The organism is Nonomuraea montanisoli, from assembly GCF_013363975.1.
GTDB classification, from domain to species: Bacteria; Actinomycetota; Actinomycetes; order Streptosporangiales; family Streptosporangiaceae; genus Nonomuraea; species Nonomuraea montanisoli.
In genome coordinates this window covers 137,797-157,319 of record NZ_JABWGN010000003.1, presented here as the reverse complement: position 1 = coordinate 157,319, position 19,523 = coordinate 137,797, and the positions used below count along the sequence as shown (strand labels likewise).

Here is a 19,523-nt window from a genome sequence, read left to right as displayed (position 1 = left end):
TAGCGTGCCTTTGTGTCGATCGAATGGGTGAACCAGGCCATCGACGACCTGCGTGCTTGGGGACGGGCGCGGGGAGTCGAGGTGGACGCGGACGAGGTCCGCCTGCTCTGCGACTACGCCAGCGACTACCTCGACGTCAACGAGCCGGGCGATTTCACCGCCGCGACCTTGGACGAGCTGCTGCTGTCCATCTATCCCCGCAAGGTGATCACCCCGCCCGAGAGCGCGCCGCAGACCGTGGCCGCCGCCCGCACCCTGGTCGACTACCTCCAGGACAACGGCGAGGTGGACGCGGCCACCGCCGGAGCCATGCGCGAGCGCATCGACGACATCGCCCCCCGCATGTCCGAGGCGCTGGCCGACGAGTCCAACTTCGGCATGGCCAAGAGCCTGTTCAGCTCCATCGGGCCCGAGTCTCTGGAGCAGTCGATCGCGATCCCGTCCGGCGAGCTGCCCGATCTGGGGGAGGCGCCGTGCGACTGCCCGGGGTGCTCGCCGCTGCCCGGCGTCCGGCTCGCCGCGCCCGGCGAGCTGCTGGAGGCGCTGGCGCGCGTGCCGCTCTGGACGGCGCTGCGCGAGGACGCGCCGGAGGAGCCGTACCGGCACCTCGCGGCCGGCCTGCGACAGCACCTCGACACGTACTACGACGCGGGCCGCTCCGGGGCCGAGACCGGGGACGGGGCGATGCGGCTGTGGGCGGCCGCGGTGGCCTACCTCGTGGACCAGGACACGCGCGGCGCGGTCACCGGCAGCGCGGAGCTGGACGAGGAGCTCTACGACCTGTTCGACATGCTCTACCGGCTGCGCACCCGGGTGCCGGTCGCCGTCATCGGCGACTACCTCCAGGAGGTCGTGGACGACGGCGACGTGGACGTGCCGGCGACCCTCGACCGGCTGGCGTGGTGCGGGCTGATCGAGATGGTGCCCGGCCCGCCCGGGACGCTCCCGCCCCGAGGGCTGCGGGCGGGCGGCGCCGCCGCCACTCCGCCGTCCGGTACGGGCGCAGCTCCGGGAGGCCGTCCGATGGCGCCCGTCGCGGGCCGCATCGGCGTCGCCGTTCCCTCCGGGCCCGACGCCCCGCACGCGGCCGGAGGCCGGCGGGTCGTCGGCATCCAGCGTGGGACGTCCGCCCACCGCGGCCCCGGCCGCCCGGGCAGGACCGGCGGGCAACTGGCCGGACCGGCCGGGCAACCGGCCGAGGGCGGCGCACGGCCGGCCGAGTTCGGCGGGGAAACGCCAGGAGCCGGCGGGCAAGCGCCCGCGTTCGGGCGGAAAGCGCGCGGATTCGGCGGGGAAGCGGCCGGATCAAGCGGACCGGAAGCACCCGCATCGGGTGGACCGGAAGGACCCGCATCGGGCGGATCGGAAGCGCGCGGATCAAGGGGACGGGAAGCGTCCGGATCGGGCGGGCGGGAAGCGGCCGGCTCCGAAGCGGCCGGTTTCGAAGGAGAGGCCGCGGCCGGGAGGCGGCCCGCCGGCGGCCAGGGCCGTGCCGGTGGGCCAGGCGGCGCGACCCGGTGGAGCGGCGGCTCGGCCGGGCTGACGCCGCTCGCCGTGTGGGCGCTGCGCGAGCACTACCTGGCGCTCGGCATCGACGCCCCCCTGGCGCCCGACCTGGCCGAGTCCGACGCCACCGGCCTCGTCGAGGGCCTGCTCGACGGCGTGCCCACCGAGATGGCCGAGGACGACATCGCCCGCTGGCTCAGCCGCCGCACCCCCGGCGAGGCCGCGGCCCAGCTCCTCGCGGCCGCGTCCGGCGCGCCCGCCGTGGCCCGCGGCATCGCCGTCACCATCGTCGACCGCCTCGGCGCCGAGGCCGAGCCCGAGGTGCGCGCCTGCCTCGACGACGCCGAGCTGCGCCCGCACGCCATCCACTGGCTCGCCTCCCGCGGCCTGCCGACGCCCGCGCTCACCCAGGACGAACTGCTCTGGGTCAGCGTCGACATGCTGGCGCTGGCCATGCCTGCGGCCCAGGAGGACCCCGACGTCTTCGCCGAGAACATGGCCGCCTCCGGCCCGCCCGCCCACCTCATCGAGGAGATGTGGCGGGTCGACCACCCCGACGTGGTGGACGTGCTGGAACTTCTAGGCCGCTCCATCCCCGACGGAACGGTCGCCAAGGCGGCCCGCAAGGCCGCCTTCAAGGCCCGTTCCCGGGCCATCAGGTAGAACTCCGGCGAACCCGGCCGGGATCCGCGATGAGTACGTCCCTGTGACTCCTGTGCAGTAAGTTTCGTGGGTGGCCAACAATGTCTTCGACCTCGCCGAGCTGCGCAAGCTGATCGATGAGCAGCCCGCCGTGCCGCCGCGGCCGCCGCAGGAGGCGGCCGAGGAGCACGAGGCCCTGACGTTCCCGCCCGTGACGCTCGTGCCCGACGCCCAGCTCGCCCGTCTGGTGCCCGCCGTGCCGCTCGTGGCCGACGCCATCCGCCTCACCGCGTGGACCGGCACCCGTCCCGTCACCCCCGAAGGGCTGCTCCCCGCGGCCGACGCCGCCGCCGCTGCCGAGACCCTCGGCGTCGACGCGGCGCGGCTGCGCCTCCTCTGGATCGTCGCCGTCAACACCGGCCTGCTGCAGATCGTCCGCGGCCAGGCCCTGCGCGGCCCGCTGCCCGAGATGCTGACCGTCGAGGCGACGCTGGAGTTCTGGGACGGCGTGGTCATGGACGTCCTCGACCGCGCCGACGAGGGACTGACCGGCTCGGCCGTGGTCGACGAGCACCTCGCCGAGATGCTGGCCACCGTCTACTCCGTGCGCTCCGGCGTGGCCGTCGCCAACCTCGCCCGCGGCATCCTGCAGTCCCACGAGGTCGCCTGCGAGCCCGGCACGGTGCAGCTGCGCCGGCTGGCCGCCTCGCTGCCCGCCGAGCTGCTGGAGGCGCTGTCCCTGCTCGCGTACTGCGGCCTGGTCGAGCAGACCGACGCCGGCCGTACGGCGCTCACCCCCCTGGGGGTGTGGGCGATCCGCCGCGACCTGCTGCGCGAGGGCCACGACGCGCCGACGGCCGCCGAGGTGGAGGTGTTCGCCGACCTGTCCGCCGCGGAGCTGGTGGAGGCGCTGGTCAAGGGCACGGCCACGCAGAGCGCCGTGGCGGGCTGGCTGGAGCGGCGCCCGCCCGAGGAGGCCGCCCGCGAGCTCGTCGAGATCGCCGCCGAGGGCACGGCCGGGCAGCGCGGCGCCGTCGGCGCGATCCTGGAGGAGCTCGGGCCCGAGGCCGAGAAGCCCCTGCGCGAGGCCCTGGAGCTGCCGCTGGTGCGCCGCTACGCCGCGTCCTGGCTGCACATCCGCGACCTCGACGCCCCGGCGCTCAGCGCCGACGACCACACCTGGATCGCGGTCGACTCCCTCGCGGCCCTCATGCACCTGTCCGGCCACGCCGCCGGGCGGCTCGACCCGCCCGAGCCCGGCGAGGACCTGATCCGGCTGGTCGGCGAGATGCCCGCCGTCGGCCACCCCGACACGGTCGCCGTCCTCGACATGCTCGCCTCCGCCCACGACGACCCGGCGGTCGTCAAGGCGGCGCGCAAAGCGGCGATGAAGGCGCGATCCGTCGAGCACACTAAACTGGGTTCACCCCATCCAAGCGAAACGGAGTGACCCCTTGGCGATCCAGTCGATCCGGCTGTTCGGAGACCCGGTGCTGCGCACCCCGGCGGCCCCGGTCGTCGACTTCGACAAGGAGCTCCGCAAGCTGGTCAAGGACCTGACCGACACGATGATGGACGCGCCGGGCGCGGGCCTGGCCGCCCCGCAGATCGGCGTCGGGCTGCGCGTGTTCACGTACTACGTGGACGACCAGCTCGGCCACCTGATCAACCCCGACCTCGACCTGTCCTCCGAGCTGGACGAGGAGGGCGAGGAGGGCTGCCTGTCCTTCCCGGGGCTGAGCTACCCGACGCCGCGCGCCGTCCGCGCCGTGGCCAAGGGCTTCGACATGCACGGCGAGCCGGTCGTCCTCGAAGGCACCGACCTGATGGCGCGCTGCTTCCAGCACGAGACCGACCACCTCGACGGCATCCTGTTCATCGACCGCATGGACCCCAAGCAGCGCAAGCTCGCCATGAAGGCCATCCGCGAGGCCGAGTGGAGCGGCCTGTCCGCGCCGACGGTCAAGTTCTCCCCGCACGCCACCGGCGGAAAGGCGCTGTGAGCCGATGCGCCTGGTCTTCGCGGGCACGCCCGACACGGCGCTGCCGTCGCTCCGCGCGCTGATCGACTCGCCGCGGCACGACGTGGTGGCCGTCGTCACCCGCCCCGACGCCCAGTCGGGCCGGGGCCGCAAGGTTCATCCGTCGCCGGTCGCAGAGCTGGCAGAGGAGGCGGGCATCCCGGTGCTGCGCCCCGCCAAGGCCGGCGACCCCGAGTTCCTGAAGCGGCTGGCCGAGCTGGAGCCCGACTGCTGCCCCGTGGTCGCCTACGGCGCGCTGCTGCCCCAGTCCGCGCTCGACGTGCCCCGCCACGGCTGGATCAACCTGCACTTCTCGATCCTGCCCGCCTGGCGCGGAGCCGCCCCGGTGCAGCACGCCATCCTGCACGGCGACGAGATCACCGGCGCCTCGACGTTCCAGATCGTCAAGGAGCTGGACGCCGGACCCGTCTACGGCGTGGTCACCGAGGAGGTGCGGCCCGACGACACCAGCGGCGCCCTCCTCGACCGGCTCGCCCAGTCGGGGGCCGGGCTGCTCGCGGCCACGCTCGACGGCGTCGAGGACGGCACCCTGGAGGCGCGCCCGCAGCCGTCCGACGGGGTGAGCATCGCCCCCAAGATCAACGTCGTCGACGCCGAGATCGACTGGACGGCGCCCGCCATGCGGGTCGACCGGCTCGTCCGGGCCGGCACCCCCAACCCGGGGGCGTGGACCACGTTCCGTGGCCAGCGGCTCAAGGTCGGCCGTGTCACGCCGGCGCCGTCCGCCGAGAGCCTCGCCCCGGGCGCCATCGCCGCGGGCAAGCATTCCGTGCTCGTCGGCACCGCCACCCACCCGGTCGAGCTGGGCGAGGTGCAGCCGCAGGGCAAGCGGGTCATGAGCGCGGGCGAGTGGGCGCGGGGGGCACGTGTGGAGAGCGGCGACCGGTTCGCGTCCGCGTGACCGGGGCGGGCCGCTGAGATCGAAGCCGCCGCCCATCGGAGCGCTGGGCTCGCCGCGCGCGTCGGTCCCTCAGTGGTGACCGGTGCGCGGGGATGACGGTGGTGGGCGTAGCGTTGGCCGACATGTGTCCGGCGGGCGTATGGGCAGTGGGTAGGTGTCCTGCGGGCGTACGGGCGGCGGACAGGGGTCCGGACGGCGTACGGGCGGCGGACACGCGGTGGGCGTACGGGCGGCGGACAAGCCGGTGGGCGTACGTGCGATCGGCACAGATGAGGGAAAGCCGGAGGGGATGAGCACCAGCGGGGGCCGTGGGCCCGAGGATCGCGGCACCGGCCGCGAAGGCAGCGGTGGAGCGGGCCGGGACACGGGGCGCGAAGACAGCCGCGGTTCCGGTCGGGACGCGGGGCGCGGCTTCAACGCGGGCCGCGGCTCCGGCGCGGGGCGCGAGGCTGGTGCGGGGCGAGGAGCCGGCACGGACCGCGGGGCCGGTGCGGGCACGGGTCGCGAGGCTGGTGCGGGCCGAGGAGCTGGCATGGACCGAGGAGCCGGCACGGGCCGTGGGGCTGGTGGGGGCCGAGGAGCCGGTGCAGGTCGTGGGGCCGGTGCGGGTCGCGTGGGCGGTTCCGGGCGCGGTGCGGGCCCTGAGGCCGGTCGCGGGTCGGGTGCGGGTCGTGACGCGGGTCGGGGGCCTGGCATGAGAGCTGGATCGGGCACCGGGCGCGGTTCGGGGCGCGACTCCGGTCATGAGTCAGGTCGTGACGCTGGTCGGAGTTCGTGGCGTGACCAGGGTCGTGGAGCCGGTCGCGATGCGGGTCGCGCGGCGGAGGCGGATCGAGGACCGAGCCGTGAGGCGTCGGCCGGGAACCGGGGAGTCCGTCGCCGGAATGGCGGGCCGAGCGAGCGGGACGATGTGTCCGGCCGTCAGGGTGATCAGCCTGGCCAGCGGAGCGGCTCATCCGGGCAGTCCCGAGGTGCGTCCGGTCAGCAGGCTCGTCCGTCGGGTGGACCGGGTGGTCCGTCCGGTCAGCAGCGTGGTCAGGCGGGTGGACCGGGTGGTCCGTCCGGTCAGCAGCGTGGTCAGGCGGGTGGACCGGGTGGTCCGTCCGGTCAGCAGCGTGGTCAGGCCGGTGGACCGGGTCGTTCTTCCGGTCAGCAGGGGGGTCAGGTCGGGCAGCGGGGTGGCCGGGGCGATGCGGGAAGCGGGCCGGGTGGCGGCGGGCGTGGTCGTGGTGGCGCCGGGCGGGCGCAGCGTGACCCCGCGCGCAACGCCGCGTTCGACGTCATGCGCGCCGTCGACGAGCGCGACGCCTACGCCAACCTCCTCACCCCGCGCCTCCTGCGCGACCGCGGACTGAAGGGCCGCGACGCCGCCCTGGTCACCGAGCTGGCCTACGGCACCCTGCGCGGCCTCGGCACGTACGACGCGATCATCGCGATCTGCAGCGACCGCGCGCCCGACCCCGCCGTGCGCGACGCCCTGCGGCTCGGCGCGCACCAGCTCCTCCGCATGCGCGTCCCGCCGCACGCCGCCGTGGGCACCACGGTCGACCTGGTACGGCAGCGCATCGGACCGGGCGCGGCCAAGTTCGTCAACGCGGTGCTGCGCAAGATCGCCTCTCGCACGCTCGACGAGTGGCTGCCCATCGTGGCGCCCGACCTCGCCGACGACCCGTCCGGGCACCTCGCGGTGGTCCACAGCCACCCGCGCTGGGTGGTCAGCGCCTTCCGCGACGCGCTCGGCAGCGGCATCGAGGAGACCGCCGAACTCCTGGCCGCCGACAACGCCCGTCCCCTGGTCACCCTGGTGGCCCGGCCGGGACGCTCTTCCCGTCGGGAGCTGCTCGACGCGGGCGCCGAGCCCACCCGCTATTCGCCGTACGGGGCGTACCTGGCGGAGGGCGACCCCGGGCAGATCGCGGCGGTCGCCGAGACCCGCGCGGCCGTTCAGGACGAGGCCAGCCAGCTCGTGGCCCTCGCCCTGACCCGCGTCCCCCTCGGCCCGCCGTCTTCTCCCCGGCCAGGCTCTTCCGAGGGTGAACTGTGGCTGGACATGTGCGCCGGTCCGGGCGGCAAGGCGGGCCTGCTGGACGCCGTGGCGGTGTACGGCGACACCGGTCACGACGACACGGGTTACGACGACACGGGTTACGACGACACGGGTTACGACGGCACCGCGAACGACGGCACCGCGCCTGGCGGTCAGTCTGTGGCGGGCCCCGAGGAGGTCGAGGGCGGCGGATCCGGCTCCGAGGCGGCGGCTGAGGGCGGCCGGCCTGTGCCGTTCCGCGAAGGCGCCGAGGACGAGCGGCCCGTGGCGTTCCCCGGTGGGGCGCGGTTGCTCGCCGCCGACGTGCAGCAGCACCGGGCCCGGCTCGTGGCGCAGACCACCGCGCACGCCGGAGTGGTCACCGCCGACGGCACGCGGCCCGCCTGGCGGCCCGGCGCGTTCGACCGCGTCATGCTCGACGCCCCCTGCACCGGTCTCGGCGCGCTGCGGCGCAGGCCCGAGGCGCGGTGGCGGCGCGACCCCGCGAGTGTCGCCGAGCTGGGACGGCTCCAGCGCGCCCTGCTGAACACCGCCCTGGACGCCACCCGTCCCGGCGGCGTGGTCGCGTACGTCACCTGCTCCCCGCACCTCGCGGAGACCCGGGTCGTGGTCGGGGACGTGATCGCGCGCCGCGACGACGTGGAGCAGCTCGACGCCCGCGACTACCTGCCCGAGGTCGACGGCCTGGGCGACGGCCCGCACGCCCAGTTCTGGCCGCACCGGCACGGCACCGACGCGATGTTCCTGGCTCTGCTTCGCAAGCGCGCCTGACACCGCCGTCGCCGACCGGGTGGGGCCGGGGATGAAGGGGGCCGCGCCGCCACCGCGTGCGGCCCTCAGAGGTGACCCTCAGAGGTGAATGGCGGGAGGGCGCGCAAGGCGAAGACTCGGTCCGAGGCGTACGGGAGAGGCGCCGGGGAGGGGCCGCGAGAGGGGCGGGAGAGCGCGGCCCGGAGCGTGGGCGGCGAGGGATGCGGGGATGGAGCGCGTCCTGGGGCGTGGAGAGGGCTAGGGCGGGGGAGCGCGGTCCGCGGCTGTCGAGGAGGAAGGGGAGGAGGGCGCGCTCCGTCGGGGCTGAGAGGGCGGGGGCGCGCGCCGGGGCGGGGTTCAATAGACTCGGCACATCATGGCCGTACAGATCTCGCCCAGCATCCTGTCCGCCGACTTCGCTCGGCTCGCCGACGAGGCCGCGGCGGTGCCCAACGCCGACTGGCTGCACGTCGACGTCATGGACTACCACTTCGTGCCCAACCTCACGCTCGGCCTGCCCGTCGTGGAGTCGCTGCGCAAGGCCACGTCCCTGCCGCTCGACTGCCACCTCATGATCGAGGACCCCGACCGGTGGGCGCCCGCCTACGCCGAGGCGGGCGCGGGCAGCGTCACCATCCACGCCGAGGCCGCCAAGGCGCCCGTGCGCACGCTGCGCCAGATCCGCTCCCTCGGCGCGCGGGCGGCGCTCGCCCTCAACCCGGGCACCGCCGTCGAGCCGTACGAGGGGCTGTTCGGCGAGATCGACATGCTGCTGCTCATGACGGTCGAGCCGGGGTTCGGCGGCCAGGGGTTCCTCGACATGGTGCTGCCGAAGATCCGCACCGCCCGCTCCCTCGTCGAGCGGCACGGCGGCCGGATCTGGATCCAGGTGGACGGCGGGGTCACGACCGAGACCATCGAGCGGGTCGCCGAGGCGGGGGCGGACGTCTTCGTCGCGGGCAGCGCCGTGTACGGAGCCAGCGACCCCTCCGCGGCCGTGGACGCCCTGCGCGCCCAGGCCGAGACCGTCACCGGCTGAGCCGGGCAGCCGGGCTTCCGGGACCAGCACGAGCAGCGTGGGGCCGGCCGCCCCTTCCGTCGTGATCGTGGGGCGCTGACGTGCGGGTGCTCGCGGCGCGACGGCTTCGTGACCCGCCAATGTGACCTACGCCATTGCGTCCGAGGCCGTCCCCCCGGATCATCATGATCTCCGGGTGATCGGCGGCACAGTGGCAGCGGAGGTGCGCGAGTGGAGTACGTGCGGGTCGGGTGCGCCTGGCTGATCGCGGTGGTCTTCGCCATCACGGCGGTGTCCAAGGCGCGGGATCTGGATGGGTTCGCCCGTTCGTTACCGGACCTCGTCCCCGTGAGCCGCGCCCTGAGACGCCCTCTGGCGGTGCTGGTGGCGGCGCTGGAGGGGCTCGTGGCGCTCGTGGTGGCCGTTCCGCTGCTCGCCGGGGTGCCCGATGTCGCGGCGTTCGGTCTGGCGCTGGCCTTCGTGCTGCTGGCGGCGTTCACCGTGGCGATCGCCGTGGCGCTGCGGCGCGGACGGCGGGCCCCCTGTCGCTGCTTCGGCGCGTCCGCCGCCCCGCTCGGGCCTCGCCATCTCGTGCGGAACGGCCTGCTGATCACGGCCACGCTGCTCGGCCTCGCGCTGCCCATGGGGACGCCCGCGCTGGCCGGGGTCGTCGTGGCGGGCGTCGCCGGACTGATCGGGGCCATCCTGGTCGCCGCGTTCGACGATCTCGTCGACCTCTTCGCCGGAGCCTGACAGCGGCCGCCGTCCGCCCCGGAGCGCGGTCCGCCCCAGAGCGCTGTCCCCCCAGAGCAACGTCTGCCCCAGGGCGCCGTCTGACCCGCAGGGCGTCCCAGGGGCATGACGCGAACGCCGTTGTCACCGGATGAAGTGACATAAAGCCATCCAGACCTGGGTAACTGCCCACTTATGGCGGATCATGGCCTTTTCGGCCCCCGTTCGGTGACCTGGCGGGTGATGGGGGAGCCGATCCTGCTCGTCGGCGGCCTGCGCGCGCTCCTCATGCAGGGCCTGCACCCCCGCGCCATGCGCGGCGTCCTCCAGCACTCCTCCCTCATGGACCCGTCCGAGGCGTGGTCGCGGTTCGTGCGCACCACCGAGTTCGTCCGCATCCGTACGTACGGGAGCCACGCCGAGGTCGAACGGGCCGCCCGTCGCGTCCGAAAAATCCACTCCAGCCTGACCGCGCACGACCCGGACACCGGTGAGGAGTACCGCCTCGACGAGCCCGAGGCGCTGCGCTGGGTGCACGTCGGCGAGGTGGACTCCTACCTGTCGGTGGCGCGGCGCGGCGGGGTCCGGCTCACCGACGCCGAGGCCGACACGTTCGTCGCCGAGTGGCGGCGCGCGGCCGAGGTGGTCGGGCTGGCGCCGGACAGCGTTCCCGGCACGGTCGCGGAGATGCGCGACTACATCGAGGCCCAGCGCCCCGGCCTGCGCTTCGTGCCCGAGGCGGCGCATCCCCTGCGCCTGTCGCTGAACGCCCCGCTCCCGCTCATCCTCACACCCCTGCGCCCGGCCCTGCCGGCCCTCACCCTGCTCGCGTTCGCGACCATGCCGCGCTGGGCGCGCCGCCTGTACGGGCTGCCCGCCACCCCGGTCGGCGACCTGTGGGCGACGGCCACGCTGCGAGCCCTGCACACCGGGCTCGGACTCGTCCCGGCCCAGGTCCGGTACTCCCCGGCGGCCCGCGAGGCCCGGCGCATCATGGCCGCGTGAGCCTCCCTCACACATTTGACCAAGCGACCGCTTGGTTGCCATAGTGGGGGGTGGGCGCATGCCGCTTCGGCGGCATGGCAAACTGGTACAAGAACAGAGCTAGCGTGCTCCGGGGTCGGTGAAACTCCGAACCGGCGGTTATAGTCCGCGACCCGGCCGATGCCATCGGCCGGTTGACCCGGTGGAATTCCGGGACCGACGGTCAAAGTCCGGATGGGAGGAAGCGCGCGGGTGTCCGGCGATCGCCGGGCGCCTCTGTGATGCGTACGCGCATCGTCCGATCCCCCGGGGCCCGCCATGGCCGAGAGCCGATGGCGAGGAGGAGACCCGGGGTGGAGACCAGGGACACGGCGCGCACCACCGACCCCGCAAGCGACCCCCATGTCGCCGATCCCACGACACATGCCCATGTCGCCGGGTCCGCGACAGACCCCCACGTCGCCGGGTCCGCGACAGACCCCCACGTTGCCGAGCCCGCGACGCACGCCGACGTTGCCGGTCCCGCGACAGAGGCCGACGGTGCCGGGTCCGCGACGGATGCCCGCCACATGGCGCGCGCCGTCGAGCTCGCCGCGCGCGGCCAAGGCGCCACCAGCCCCAACCCCGTCGTCGGCTGCGTCATCCTCGACGCCGGCGGCCGGGTCGTGGGGGAGGGGTTCCACGCGTACGCCGGCGGCCCGCACGCCGAGGTCGTCGCGCTGCGGCAGGCCGGCGAGCGGGCGCGCGGCGGCACCGCCTACGTGACGCTGGAGCCGTGCGACCACACCGGACGCACCGGGCCGTGCAGTCGGGCGCTGCTCGCCGCCGGGATCGCCCGCGTGGTGGTCGCCGTGCCCGACCCCACCCCGAAGGCGGCCGGAGGGACGGCCCGGCTGCGGGAGCACGGCGTCGCCGTCGAGACGGGACTCCTCGCCGAGGAGGCCGAGCGGGTCAACGCCGAATGGCTGACGTACGCGCGGCTGGGCCGACCGCACGTCACGTGGAAGTTCGCCGCCACCCTCGACGGGCGCTCGGCCGCCGCCGACGGCACCAGCCAGTGGATCACCTCGCCCGAGGCGCGGGCCGACGTCCACCGGCTGCGGGCCCGGGCCGACGCGATCATGGCCGGCATCGGCACCGTCCTCGCCGACGACCCCCGCCTCACCGCCCGCCCGGAACCACCCCGAGACAGCCAGCCGGAACCACCCCGAGACAGCCGCCCGGAACCACCCCACGACAGCCCGGAGGACAGCCCGGGACCACCCCACGACAGCCCAAGACCACCCCACGACAGCCCGCAACCGCCCCGAGGAAGGCCGCCGCTGCGGGTGGTCGTCGACTCCGACGGCCGCACCCCGCCCGCCGCCCGCGTCCTGGACGGCGAGGCACCCACCCTGCTCGCCCTGGCCCCCGACGCCCCCGCCCCCGTGCCGGCCGGCTCCCGGGCCGCCGACCTCGTCCGCGTCCCCCGCCACCCCGGCGGCGGGCTCGACCTCGGCCTGCTGCTGCGCGAGCTGGCCCGGCGCGAGGTCGTCAGCGTGTTCCTCGAAGGCGGCCCCGCCCTGGCCGGCTCCTTCCTGCGCCAGGGCCTCATCGACCGGGTCGTCGCCTACCTCGCGCCCGCCCTGCTCGGCTCCGGCGCCGCCGCCCTCGGCGACGCCGGCGTCACCGGCATCGCCGGAATCCACCGACTCGTGCTGGACGACGTCACCCGCGTCGGCCCCGACCTCCGCCTGACGGCCCGCACCGGGCCCGGCCTCCCCCGCAAGGAGCAGTGATGTTCACCGGAATCATCGAAGAGAAGGGCGAGGTCGCCGCCCTCGTCCAGGCCGGCGGCTCCGCCCGGCTGTCCGTGCGCGGCCCCCTCGTCACCTCCGACGCCTCCCACGGCGACTCCATCGCCGTCAACGGCGTCTGCCTGACGGTGGTCGAGGTCGACGGCGACGTGTTCACCGTGGACGTGATGCGCGAGTCGCTCGACCGCACCTCCCTCGGCGGCCTGGAGGAGGGCGCGGCCGTCAACCTGGAGCGGGCCGTGCGCGCCGACCAGCGCCTCGGCGGCCACATCGTCCAGGGCCACGTGGACGGCACCGCCACCCTCCTGTCGCGCGACCCCGGCGAACGCTGGGACGACCTGCGCTTCTCCCTCCCGGAGCCGCTCGCCCGCTACGTGGCCGAGAAGGGCTCCATCGCGATCGACGGAATCAGCCTGACCGTCACGACGGTTGACGACGACAGCTTCGGCGTGAGCCTCATCCCGACCACGCTGAAGCTGACCACGATGGGCGAGCTCCGGGTCGGCGACCTGGTCAACCTCGAGGTCGACGTGATCGCGAAGTATGTCGAAAGGCTGGTGGGCAGGCAGTGAACTGGGCAGAGGCCGGATTCAACGTGTTCGGCACGCACGTGTTCTTGACGGACCTGGTGGGCAACATCGCCGCCCTGGCCACGGTCGTGCTGGCGATGCGCAAATCCCTGTGGACCTGGCCCGTGCAGCTCACCGGCGCGGTGCTGCTGTTCGTCGCCTCGATCAACGCCCACATCACCGGCAACGCCCTGAAGCAGGCGCTGTTCGGGGTGCTGGCGATCTACGGCTGGTGGGCGTGGCGGCGCGGCACCCAGAACGGCTCCGGCCTGCCGGTGCGGCCCGCGACGGCCCGGGAGCGCGCCGCCATGGTCGTGATCATGCTGGCCGGCACCGCCGTCGTCGGCGTCCTGTTCTACGTGTTCAAGCTGTCGTGGGGCGCGGCCGTGCCGCTGCCCAAGGGCGCCTTCCTGGTGGCCGCCGACGCCTACATCTTCGTCGGCAGCGCGGTCGCCACGTGGGCGCAGGGCAGGGCCCTGGTCGACTTCTGGATCGTGTGGGTGGCCGTCGACCTCGTGGGCGTGCCCCTGGCGTTCAGCTCCGGGCTCGTGGTGTCCGGCGCCGTGTACGGGGTGTTCTTCCTGCTGGTGCTGTGGGGCTTCGTCAAGTGGCTCAGGGAGTACCGGGCCCGCGCGGCGACCGGCGGCGCCGTGGCGGTGGCCTCGTGAGCGGCATCAGGCTCGACCCGATCGAGCGCGCCATCGCCGACATCCGCGACGGCCGTCCGGTCGTGGTGGTGGACGACGAGAACCGCGAGAACGAGGGCGACCTCATCTTCGCCGCCGGCCGGGCCACCCCGGAGCTGTGCACGTTCATGATCCGGCACACCAGCGGCATGATCTGCGTGGCCATGGAGGGCCGCGACCTCGACCGGCTGGGCCTGCCGCTCATGGTGGCGCAGAACAAGGAGCGCATGCGCACCGCGTACACGATCACCGTGGACGCCCGCGACGGCGTCACCACCGGCATCTCCGCCGCCGACCGGGCGCGGACCATCCGCACCCTGGCCGACTCCGCGACCGAGCCGAACGAGCTGGTCCGGCCCGGCCACATCTTCCCGCTGCGCTACCAGGAGGGCGGCGTGCTGGCCCGGCGCGGCCACACCGAGGCGGCCGTGGACCTGGCCCGGCTCGCCGGGCTGTCACCGGCCGGGGCGCTGGCCGAGATCGTCAACGACGACGGCACCATGGCCCGGCTGCCCCGGCTGCGCGCCTTCGCTGACGAGCACGGCCTGGCCCTCGTCAGCATCGAGCAGCTCGTCGACCACCGGCGCCGCGCCGAGAGCATGGTCACCCGGGTCGCCGAGACCAACGTGCCCACCGCGTACGGCATGTGGCGGGTCTACGGCTACGCTAGCGCCCTCGACGGCGGCGAGCACGTCGCCCTCGTCTACGGCGACCTGGACGGCGGCGACGACGTCCTCGTCCGCGCCCACTCCGAGTGCCTGACCGGCGACGTGTTCGGCTCGCTGCGCTGCGACTGCGGCCCGCAGCTCGACCACGCGATGGCCGCGATCGCCGAGGAGGGCCGCGGCGTGGTCGTCTACCTGCGCGGCCACGAGGGCCGCGGCATCGGCCTGCTGGCCAAGCTCAAGGCGTACAGCCTCCAGGACAACGGCAGCGACACCGTGGACGCCAACCTGGAGCTGGGGCTGCCGGTGGACGCCCGCGAGTTCTCCAACGCCGGCCAGATCCTCGCCGACCTCGGCGTCAAGTCGGTCCGGCTGCTCACCAACAACCCGGCCAAGCTCGCCGGCATGGACGGCTACGGCATCGAGGTGCTGGGCCGCGAGCCCATGCCCGTGGCCATGAACCCCTACAACGAGCGGTACCTCAGGGCCAAGCGCGAGCGCCTCGGCCACGACATCTCGGAGGCTTCATGAGCGGCGAGGGACGTCCCACCAGCGCGGCGGCGCCGGACGCGTCCGGACTGACGGTCGGCGTGGTGGCCGCGAGCTGGCACGCCAAGATCACCGACCAGCTCGTGGCGCGGGCCGTGCGGGCATGCGACGACAGCGGCGCCACCGCCACCGTCGTACGGGTGCCGGGGTCCCTGGAGATCCCGGTCGTGGCGCAGGCGCTGGCCCGCCGCTGCGACGCCGTCGTGGCGCTCGGCGCGGTCATCCGCGGCGAGACCGCCCACTTCGACTACGTCTGCGACTCGGTGACGTCCGGGCTGACCCGCGTCTCGCTCGACGAGAGCACCCCGGTCGGCAACGGCGTGCTCACCTGCGAGACGCTCGACCAGGCCCTCGACCGGGCCGGACTTCCCGCCAGCAAGGAGGACAAGGGGTACGAGTCGGTGGTGGCGGCGCTGGAGACGGCACTCCTCCTGCGGGACCTCGCCTGAGCTGTTGTAGGTTCGACGCGTGCCCGAGCCCGTGCCCGCCCCGAGTCTGCCCGTCACCTGGCGTCCGAGCCGGGGAAGGATCGTCCCGTACGCCTTCGCCGTGATCGTCGTCGTGGGGGCCGTGCTGATGGCGCTGTTCATCGCCGAGCCGTTCATGATCGCCGACCGGATCGCGTTCGTGGTGTTCGGGCTGGCGGTGGCGTGGGTGCTGCACCTGCTCGGGCGGGTGCGCGTGCAGGCCGACGACGAGGGCCTGACGATCGTCAACGTCCTGCGCACCCACCGCTACAGCTGGCCCGAGGTCATCGACGTCACACTGCTCGTCGGCGACCCCTGGCCCAAGCTCGACTTCTCCGACGGCCGCACGATCGGCGCGATGGGCATCCAGGGCTCGGAGAAGGCCCGCGCCCGCCGCGCCACGGCGGAGCTCGCCGCGCTCATCCGCGAGCGCGGCGAGGCCGGCGAGGAGTGATCCCTCCTCGCCGGGCTCAGCGCTCGTCGACGAGCCGGCCGTTCAGGGCGGTGGCGTCCTTGGTCAGGGCCATGGTCAGCGGCGCCTCCGGGAAGGCGGGCAGGGCGGCGAACGCCGCGCCCATCTGCTCGCCGCTCTCCCAGTGCCAGGTGTCGCTGTAGGTGCCGTTCTCCAACTGGATCAGCACGGTGTGGGTGAGGCCGGGGTGTCCCTCCCGTACGGTGGCGATCAGGGAGGTGCGGCGGGCCAGGAACTCCTCGAGGTCGGCGTCGGCGACGGAGTAGCGGTGCGAGCGGACGACGGACATGGCGGTTCTCCTTTTTCTCTACGTGGGTGACGGGGGCTTACCAGCTGCCGGCGACCTGCCGGATCGGGGCGTTCAGGCGGTTGAAGAGGTTGGTGACCGCGGTCATCAGCAGGATCGAGGCGAGCTGCTGCTCGTCGAAGTGGTCGGCGGCGTTGTTCCAGACCTCGTCGGAGACGGCGTCGGCGTTGTCGGCCAGCCGGGTCGAGGCCTCGGCCAGCTCCAGCGCGGCCCGCTCGGCGTCGGTGTAGTACGGGGCCTCGCGCCAGGCCGCGACCAGGCCGATGCGCTCGTCGCTCTCGCCGAGCTTGCGCAGGTTCTTCAGGCCGGCGTCGACGCAGAAGCTGCAGGCGTTGATCTGGCTGACCCGCAGGTGGATCATCTCCATGAGCTCCTGGGGGAGCCCCTGCGACTGCGCGGCCTTCATCAGCTCCATGATCGGCTTCATCGCCGTGGGGATGACCGTGGCGGGGTTCTTCATCCGGGCTTCCATGGTGTTCTCCCTGTCTGTCGTGTTCGTGTGGGTCCAGAGTGGCCGCCCGGATTGATACATTCGCGATGCGCGCACGATGCGAAGGTGATGGGGGGACGATGCTGCGCTTCACCCTTCTCGGCCCCGTCCAACTGGTCGCGGACGACGCGCCGCTGACGGGCGTCGCCCCACGTCACCGGGCGGTGCTGGCCTACCTCCTGCTCAACGCCGGCCGGGTGATCAGCATCGAGCGGCTGATCGAGGCGATGTGGGGCCACGACCAGCCCGACACGGCCCGATCGCAGATCCACGCCTCGATCACCGCGATCCGCAAGGTGCTGCGCGGCGCCGGGGCCGGAGAGCTCCTGGAGACGCGGGCCGGCGGCTACGTCGCGCAGCCGCGGCCCGGCCAGGTCGACGCGCACGCGTTCACCGACCTGGTGGCCGCCGGCGAGCTGCGCGAGGCCCTGGCCCTGTGGCGCGGCGAGGCGCTGGAGGACGTGCACGCGCACTACGTCGCCGGCGTCCGCGACCTCTGGAACGACCGGCGGCTCACGGCGTACGAGCGCCTGGTGGAGGGCGAGCTCGCCGCCGGGCGGCACGGCGACCTGCTCGACGAGCTCGCCGCCCAGGTGACCGCCGACCCGCTGCGCGAGAAGCTCAACGGCCACCTCGTGCTGGCCCTGCACCGGGCGGGCCGGCAGGCCGACGCCCTGGCGGCGGCGCGCTCCTACCGGACGGCCCTGGCGGAGGAGCAGGGGCTGGACCCCGGGCACGCCTTCACCGAGCTGGAGCGGGCCGTCCTGGCCGACGACCCGGCCCTGCGCCTGGCCGCCGCGACGGCGGCGCCGGCGCCGGCGGCCTCCGGCCCGCCGCGCCGCTCCACCTACCTGCCGTACGACATCTCCGACTTCTCCGGACGCGCCGCCGAGCTGGAGCGGCTCGTGACCGAGCGGTCGGCGGTCGTCACGATCGACGGCATGGCCGGGATCGGCAAGACCGCGCTCGCCGTCCACGTGGCCCACCGGCTGGCCGAGCGCTACCCGGACGGCCGGCTGTTCATCGACCTGCAGGCCCACACCGCGGGCCGGGAGCCGGTCGACGCCGCCGCCGCGCTGGAGACCCTGCTCCGCCAGCTCGGCGTCCCCGCCGACCGCATCCCGGTCACCCCGGCCGAGCGCGGCGCCCTCTGGCGCGCCGAGCTGGCCGGTCGCCGCGTGCTCGCCGTCCTGGACAACGCCCTCGACGCCGAGCACGTACGCCCCCTGCTGCCCGGGCACTCCGACACCCTCGTCCTGATCACCAGCAGGCGGCGGCTCGTCGACCTCGACGGCGCCCACGCGCTGTCGGTCGACGCGCTGGACGAGGAGGACGGCGTCGAGCTGTTCGAACGGATCGTGGGCGAGCGCGCCCGCCACGAGCCCGACGCCGTACGCGAGGTGCTGCGGCTGTGCGGGCACCTCCCGCTGGCCATCCGCCTGTCGGCTGCCCGCCTCCAGCACCGCCCCCGCTGGAGCGTGTCCTACCTGGCGGAGCGGCTGCACGACCACCGCCGGCTCCTCAACGGCGTCTCGGCGGCCTTCGCCCTGTCCTACGAGCAGCTCGACGAGGCCGAGCAGCGCATGTTCCGCCTGCTCGGGCTGGTGCCCGGGCGCGACATCGACGCGTACGGCGCGGCGGCGCTGGCCGGGCTCCCGGAGGAGGAGGCGGAGGAGCTGCTGGAGGGCCTCCTCGACGCCCACATGCTGCTGCAGCTCGAACCCGGCCGGTACACCTTCCACGACCTGCTCCGCGAGCACGCCCGCTCGATCGCCGAGGACGACGGCGCGGTCCTGCGACTGCTCACGTACTACCTGCACCGCGCCCGCGCGGCGATCGACCGGCTCTACCCGCACAGCGTCGCCCAGCGGGAGGGCATCCCGCAGCCGGCCACCCCGGTCGCGCCCCTCCGCGACGCCGCGCAGGCGCTCGCCTGGCTCGACGCCGAACGCTCCAACATCATCGCCACCGCCGTCCACGGCCCCGAGATCTGCCTGGGCATGCTCGCCCTGGCGATGCGCCCCTACCTCGACCGGCAGGCGCACCACGACGACGCGCTCACGCTGCACACCCTGACGCTGCGGCGCGGCCGCAAGCTCGGCCAGCGCGAGGTCGAGCAGCGGGCCCTGACCGACCTGGCGTGGACGTACTGGCGGCTCGGCGAGTACGAGCGGGCCGAGGAGCACGCGCACCAGGCCCTCGACGCGTGCGAGAGGGCCGACGACCGGGCCCGGGCCCTGCTCGCGCTGGGCAACGTGGCCCTGCGCCGGCGCCAGGACGAGCAGGCGGAGCGGTACCTCGCGCAGGCGCTCGACCTCACCCGGATCGGCTCCGACACCTGGGGCGAGGCCCACGTGCTCGGCATCCTCGCCCTCGCCCTCGACCGGGCCGGCCGTCCGGAGGAGGCCCGGCGCCACCTCGACCTGGCACTCGCGCTGCACCGCAAGGTCGGCAACCCGGCCGGCGAGGCGCTGATCCTCGACCACCTCGGCGTCGTCCTGCGGGGCCAGGGCGAGCTCGCGCGGGCACGCGCCCGGCACGAGCAGGCCGCGGCCCTCTACCGCGGGCTCGGCAGCGCCGGCGACGAGGCGTCCGCGCTCAACGGGATGGCCGAGGCGGCCGGCGACCCGGCCCGGGCGGCCGAGGAGCACACGGCCGCGCTCGCGCTCGCCGGCCTGACGCGCCACCGGCCGGAGCAGGCGCGCGCCCACGACGGGCTGGCCCGCGCCCACCTCGCGCTCGGCGACGAGGAACGGGCCCGCGAGCACGGCCGGGAGGCGCTGCGCCTGTACGAGGAGCTCGGCGTCCCGGAGGCCGGGGAGGTCCGCTCCTTCCTGGAGGACTCTTTGCGTGAGCGATGCCTGTCCGTGAGTAGCCGGGCTCTGTGACCAATATCGCCA

17 protein-coding genes, 1 pseudogene and 1 riboswitch are annotated in these 19,523 nt (G+C 74.4%); of the genes and pseudogenes, 16 read left to right on the top strand and 2 right to left on the bottom strand.

The window, feature by feature from the left end:
• Positions 1-12 precede the first annotated feature (12 nt).
• From HTZ77_RS45900 to HTZ77_RS07545, 15 genes and pseudogenes are all read left to right on the top strand, one after another.
• A complete protein-coding gene (locus HTZ77_RS45900; RefSeq protein ID WP_175588629.1) occupies positions 13-2,169 on the top strand; it encodes a hypothetical protein in 2,157 nt (718 codons plus the stop codon).
• A gap of 70 nt (positions 2,170-2,239) precedes the next feature.
• On the top strand, positions 2,240-3,598 hold the full coding sequence (locus tag HTZ77_RS07610; protein ID WP_175588764.1) for a hypothetical protein: 1,359 nt from the start codon (positions 2,240-2,242) through the stop codon (positions 3,596-3,598).
• Between the two features lie 4 nt (positions 3,599-3,602).
• Entirely contained in the window at positions 3,603-4,151 is a 549-nt protein-coding gene (def, locus tag HTZ77_RS07605) for a peptide deformylase (protein WP_175588763.1), read from the top strand.
• Between the two features lie 4 nt (positions 4,152-4,155).
• Complete coding sequence (fmt, locus tag HTZ77_RS07600; protein ID WP_175588762.1) at positions 4,156-5,091, top strand: methionyl-tRNA formyltransferase; 936 nt, start codon at positions 4,156-4,158, stop codon at positions 5,089-5,091.
• A gap of 488 nt (positions 5,092-5,579) precedes the next feature.
• Positions 5,580-5,789 (top strand): hypothetical protein, encoded by a 210-nt coding sequence (locus tag HTZ77_RS07595; RefSeq protein ID WP_175588761.1) that lies wholly within the window; start codon positions 5,580-5,582, stop codon positions 5,787-5,789.
• A gap of 551 nt (positions 5,790-6,340) precedes the next feature.
• Positions 6,341-7,909: pseudogene (locus HTZ77_RS45895) on the top strand (RsmB/NOP family class I SAM-dependent RNA methyltransferase); the annotation flags it as partial.
• A gap of 355 nt (positions 7,910-8,264) precedes the next feature.
• Positions 8,265-8,927: a ribulose-phosphate 3-epimerase gene (gene rpe / locus HTZ77_RS07585; RefSeq protein ID WP_175588759.1), complete on the top strand. Its 663-nt coding sequence runs from the start codon at positions 8,265-8,267 to the stop codon at positions 8,925-8,927.
• Positions 8,928-9,137: 210 nt separating this feature from the next.
• Positions 9,138-9,659 carry a MauE/DoxX family redox-associated membrane protein gene (locus HTZ77_RS07580; protein WP_175588758.1) on the top strand — a complete coding sequence of 174 codons (522 nt, stop codon included), beginning with the start codon at positions 9,138-9,140 and terminating at the stop codon, positions 9,657-9,659.
• A 222-nt stretch (positions 9,660-9,881) separates the two neighbouring features.
• Complete coding sequence (locus tag HTZ77_RS07575; RefSeq protein ID WP_235994443.1) at positions 9,882-10,643, top strand: oxygenase MpaB family protein; 762 nt, start codon at positions 9,882-9,884, stop codon at positions 10,641-10,643.
• A gap of 100 nt (positions 10,644-10,743) precedes the next feature.
• Positions 10,744-10,874: riboswitch (FMN riboswitch) on the top strand.
• A 317-nt stretch (positions 10,875-11,191) separates the two neighbouring features.
• Entirely contained in the window at positions 11,192-12,400 is a 1,209-nt protein-coding gene (ribD, locus tag HTZ77_RS07570) for a bifunctional diaminohydroxyphosphoribosylaminopyrimidine deaminase/5-amino-6-(5-phosphoribosylamino)uracil reductase RibD (protein ID WP_175588756.1), read from the top strand.
• On the top strand, positions 12,400-12,990 hold the full coding sequence (locus HTZ77_RS07565) for a riboflavin synthase (RefSeq protein ID WP_175588755.1): 591 nt from the start codon (positions 12,400-12,402) through the stop codon (positions 12,988-12,990). Before ribD ends, HTZ77_RS07565 begins: the two co-directional genes overlap by 1 nt.
• Positions 12,987-13,655: a nicotinamide mononucleotide transporter family protein gene (locus HTZ77_RS07560; protein WP_175588754.1), complete on the top strand. Its 669-nt coding sequence runs from the start codon at positions 12,987-12,989 to the stop codon at positions 13,653-13,655. Before HTZ77_RS07565 ends, HTZ77_RS07560 begins: the two co-directional genes overlap by 4 nt.
• Complete coding sequence (locus tag HTZ77_RS07555; RefSeq protein WP_175588753.1) at positions 13,652-14,869, top strand: bifunctional 3,4-dihydroxy-2-butanone-4-phosphate synthase/GTP cyclohydrolase II; 1,218 nt, start codon at positions 13,652-13,654, stop codon at positions 14,867-14,869. Before HTZ77_RS07560 ends, HTZ77_RS07555 begins: the two co-directional genes overlap by 4 nt.
• Positions 14,866-15,336: a 6,7-dimethyl-8-ribityllumazine synthase gene (ribH, locus tag HTZ77_RS07550; protein WP_175588752.1), complete on the top strand. Its 471-nt coding sequence runs from the start codon at positions 14,866-14,868 to the stop codon at positions 15,334-15,336. The genes HTZ77_RS07555 and ribH overlap by 4 nt, the downstream gene beginning before the upstream one ends.
• A gap of 19 nt (positions 15,337-15,355) precedes the next feature.
• Positions 15,356-15,808 carry a PH domain-containing protein gene (locus HTZ77_RS07545; protein WP_175588751.1) on the top strand — a complete coding sequence of 151 codons (453 nt, stop codon included), beginning with the start codon at positions 15,356-15,358 and terminating at the stop codon, positions 15,806-15,808.
• A gap of 16 nt (positions 15,809-15,824) precedes the next feature.
• Here the strand turns inward: HTZ77_RS07545 and HTZ77_RS07540 are convergent, their stop codons facing one another.
• Together HTZ77_RS07540 and HTZ77_RS07535 are read right to left on the bottom strand one after the other, a co-directional pair.
• A complete protein-coding gene (locus tag HTZ77_RS07540; RefSeq protein WP_175588750.1) occupies positions 15,825-16,115 on the bottom strand; it encodes a hypothetical protein in 291 nt (96 codons plus the stop codon).
• Positions 16,116-16,152: 37 nt separating this feature from the next.
• Positions 16,153-16,605, bottom strand: a complete 453-nt coding sequence (locus tag HTZ77_RS07535; protein ID WP_175588749.1) for a carboxymuconolactone decarboxylase family protein — start codon at positions 16,603-16,605, stop codon at positions 16,153-16,155.
• Positions 16,606-16,703: 98 nt separating this feature from the next.
• On the opposite strand from HTZ77_RS07535, the gene HTZ77_RS07530 reads away from it, so the two are divergent.
• On the top strand, positions 16,704-19,511 hold the full coding sequence (locus HTZ77_RS07530; RefSeq protein ID WP_205302293.1) for an AfsR/SARP family transcriptional regulator: 2,808 nt from the start codon (positions 16,704-16,706) through the stop codon (positions 19,509-19,511).
• Positions 19,512-19,523: the final 12 nt, after the last annotated feature.

What these genes read in the sequence shown, in the direction of transcription:
- HTZ77_RS07540 (WP_175588750.1), bottom strand. Translation starts at nt 16,115, where the DNA reads ATGTCCGTCGTCCGCTCGCACCGCTACTCCGTCGCCGACGCCGACCTC.
- ribD (WP_175588756.1), top strand. Translation starts at nt 11,192, where the DNA reads ATGGCGCGCGCCGTCGAGCTCGCCGCGCGCGGCCAAGGCGCCACCAGC.
- ribH (WP_175588752.1), top strand. Translation starts at nt 14,866, where the DNA reads ATGAGCGGCGAGGGACGTCCCACCAGCGCGGCGGCGCCGGACGCGTCC.
- rpe (WP_175588759.1), top strand. Translation starts at nt 8,265, where the DNA reads ATGGCCGTACAGATCTCGCCCAGCATCCTGTCCGCCGACTTCGCTCGG.
- HTZ77_RS07565 (WP_175588755.1), top strand. Translation starts at nt 12,400, where the DNA reads ATGTTCACCGGAATCATCGAAGAGAAGGGCGAGGTCGCCGCCCTCGTC.
- fmt (WP_175588762.1), top strand. Translation starts at nt 4,156, where the DNA reads ATGCGCCTGGTCTTCGCGGGCACGCCCGACACGGCGCTGCCGTCGCTC.
- HTZ77_RS07575 (WP_235994443.1), top strand. Translation starts at nt 9,882, where the DNA reads ATGGGGGAGCCGATCCTGCTCGTCGGCGGCCTGCGCGCGCTCCTCATG.
- HTZ77_RS07530 (WP_205302293.1), top strand. Translation starts at nt 16,704, where the DNA reads ATGCTGCGCTTCACCCTTCTCGGCCCCGTCCAACTGGTCGCGGACGAC.
- HTZ77_RS07535 (WP_175588749.1), bottom strand. Translation starts at nt 16,605, where the DNA reads ATGGAAGCCCGGATGAAGAACCCCGCCACGGTCATCCCCACGGCGATG.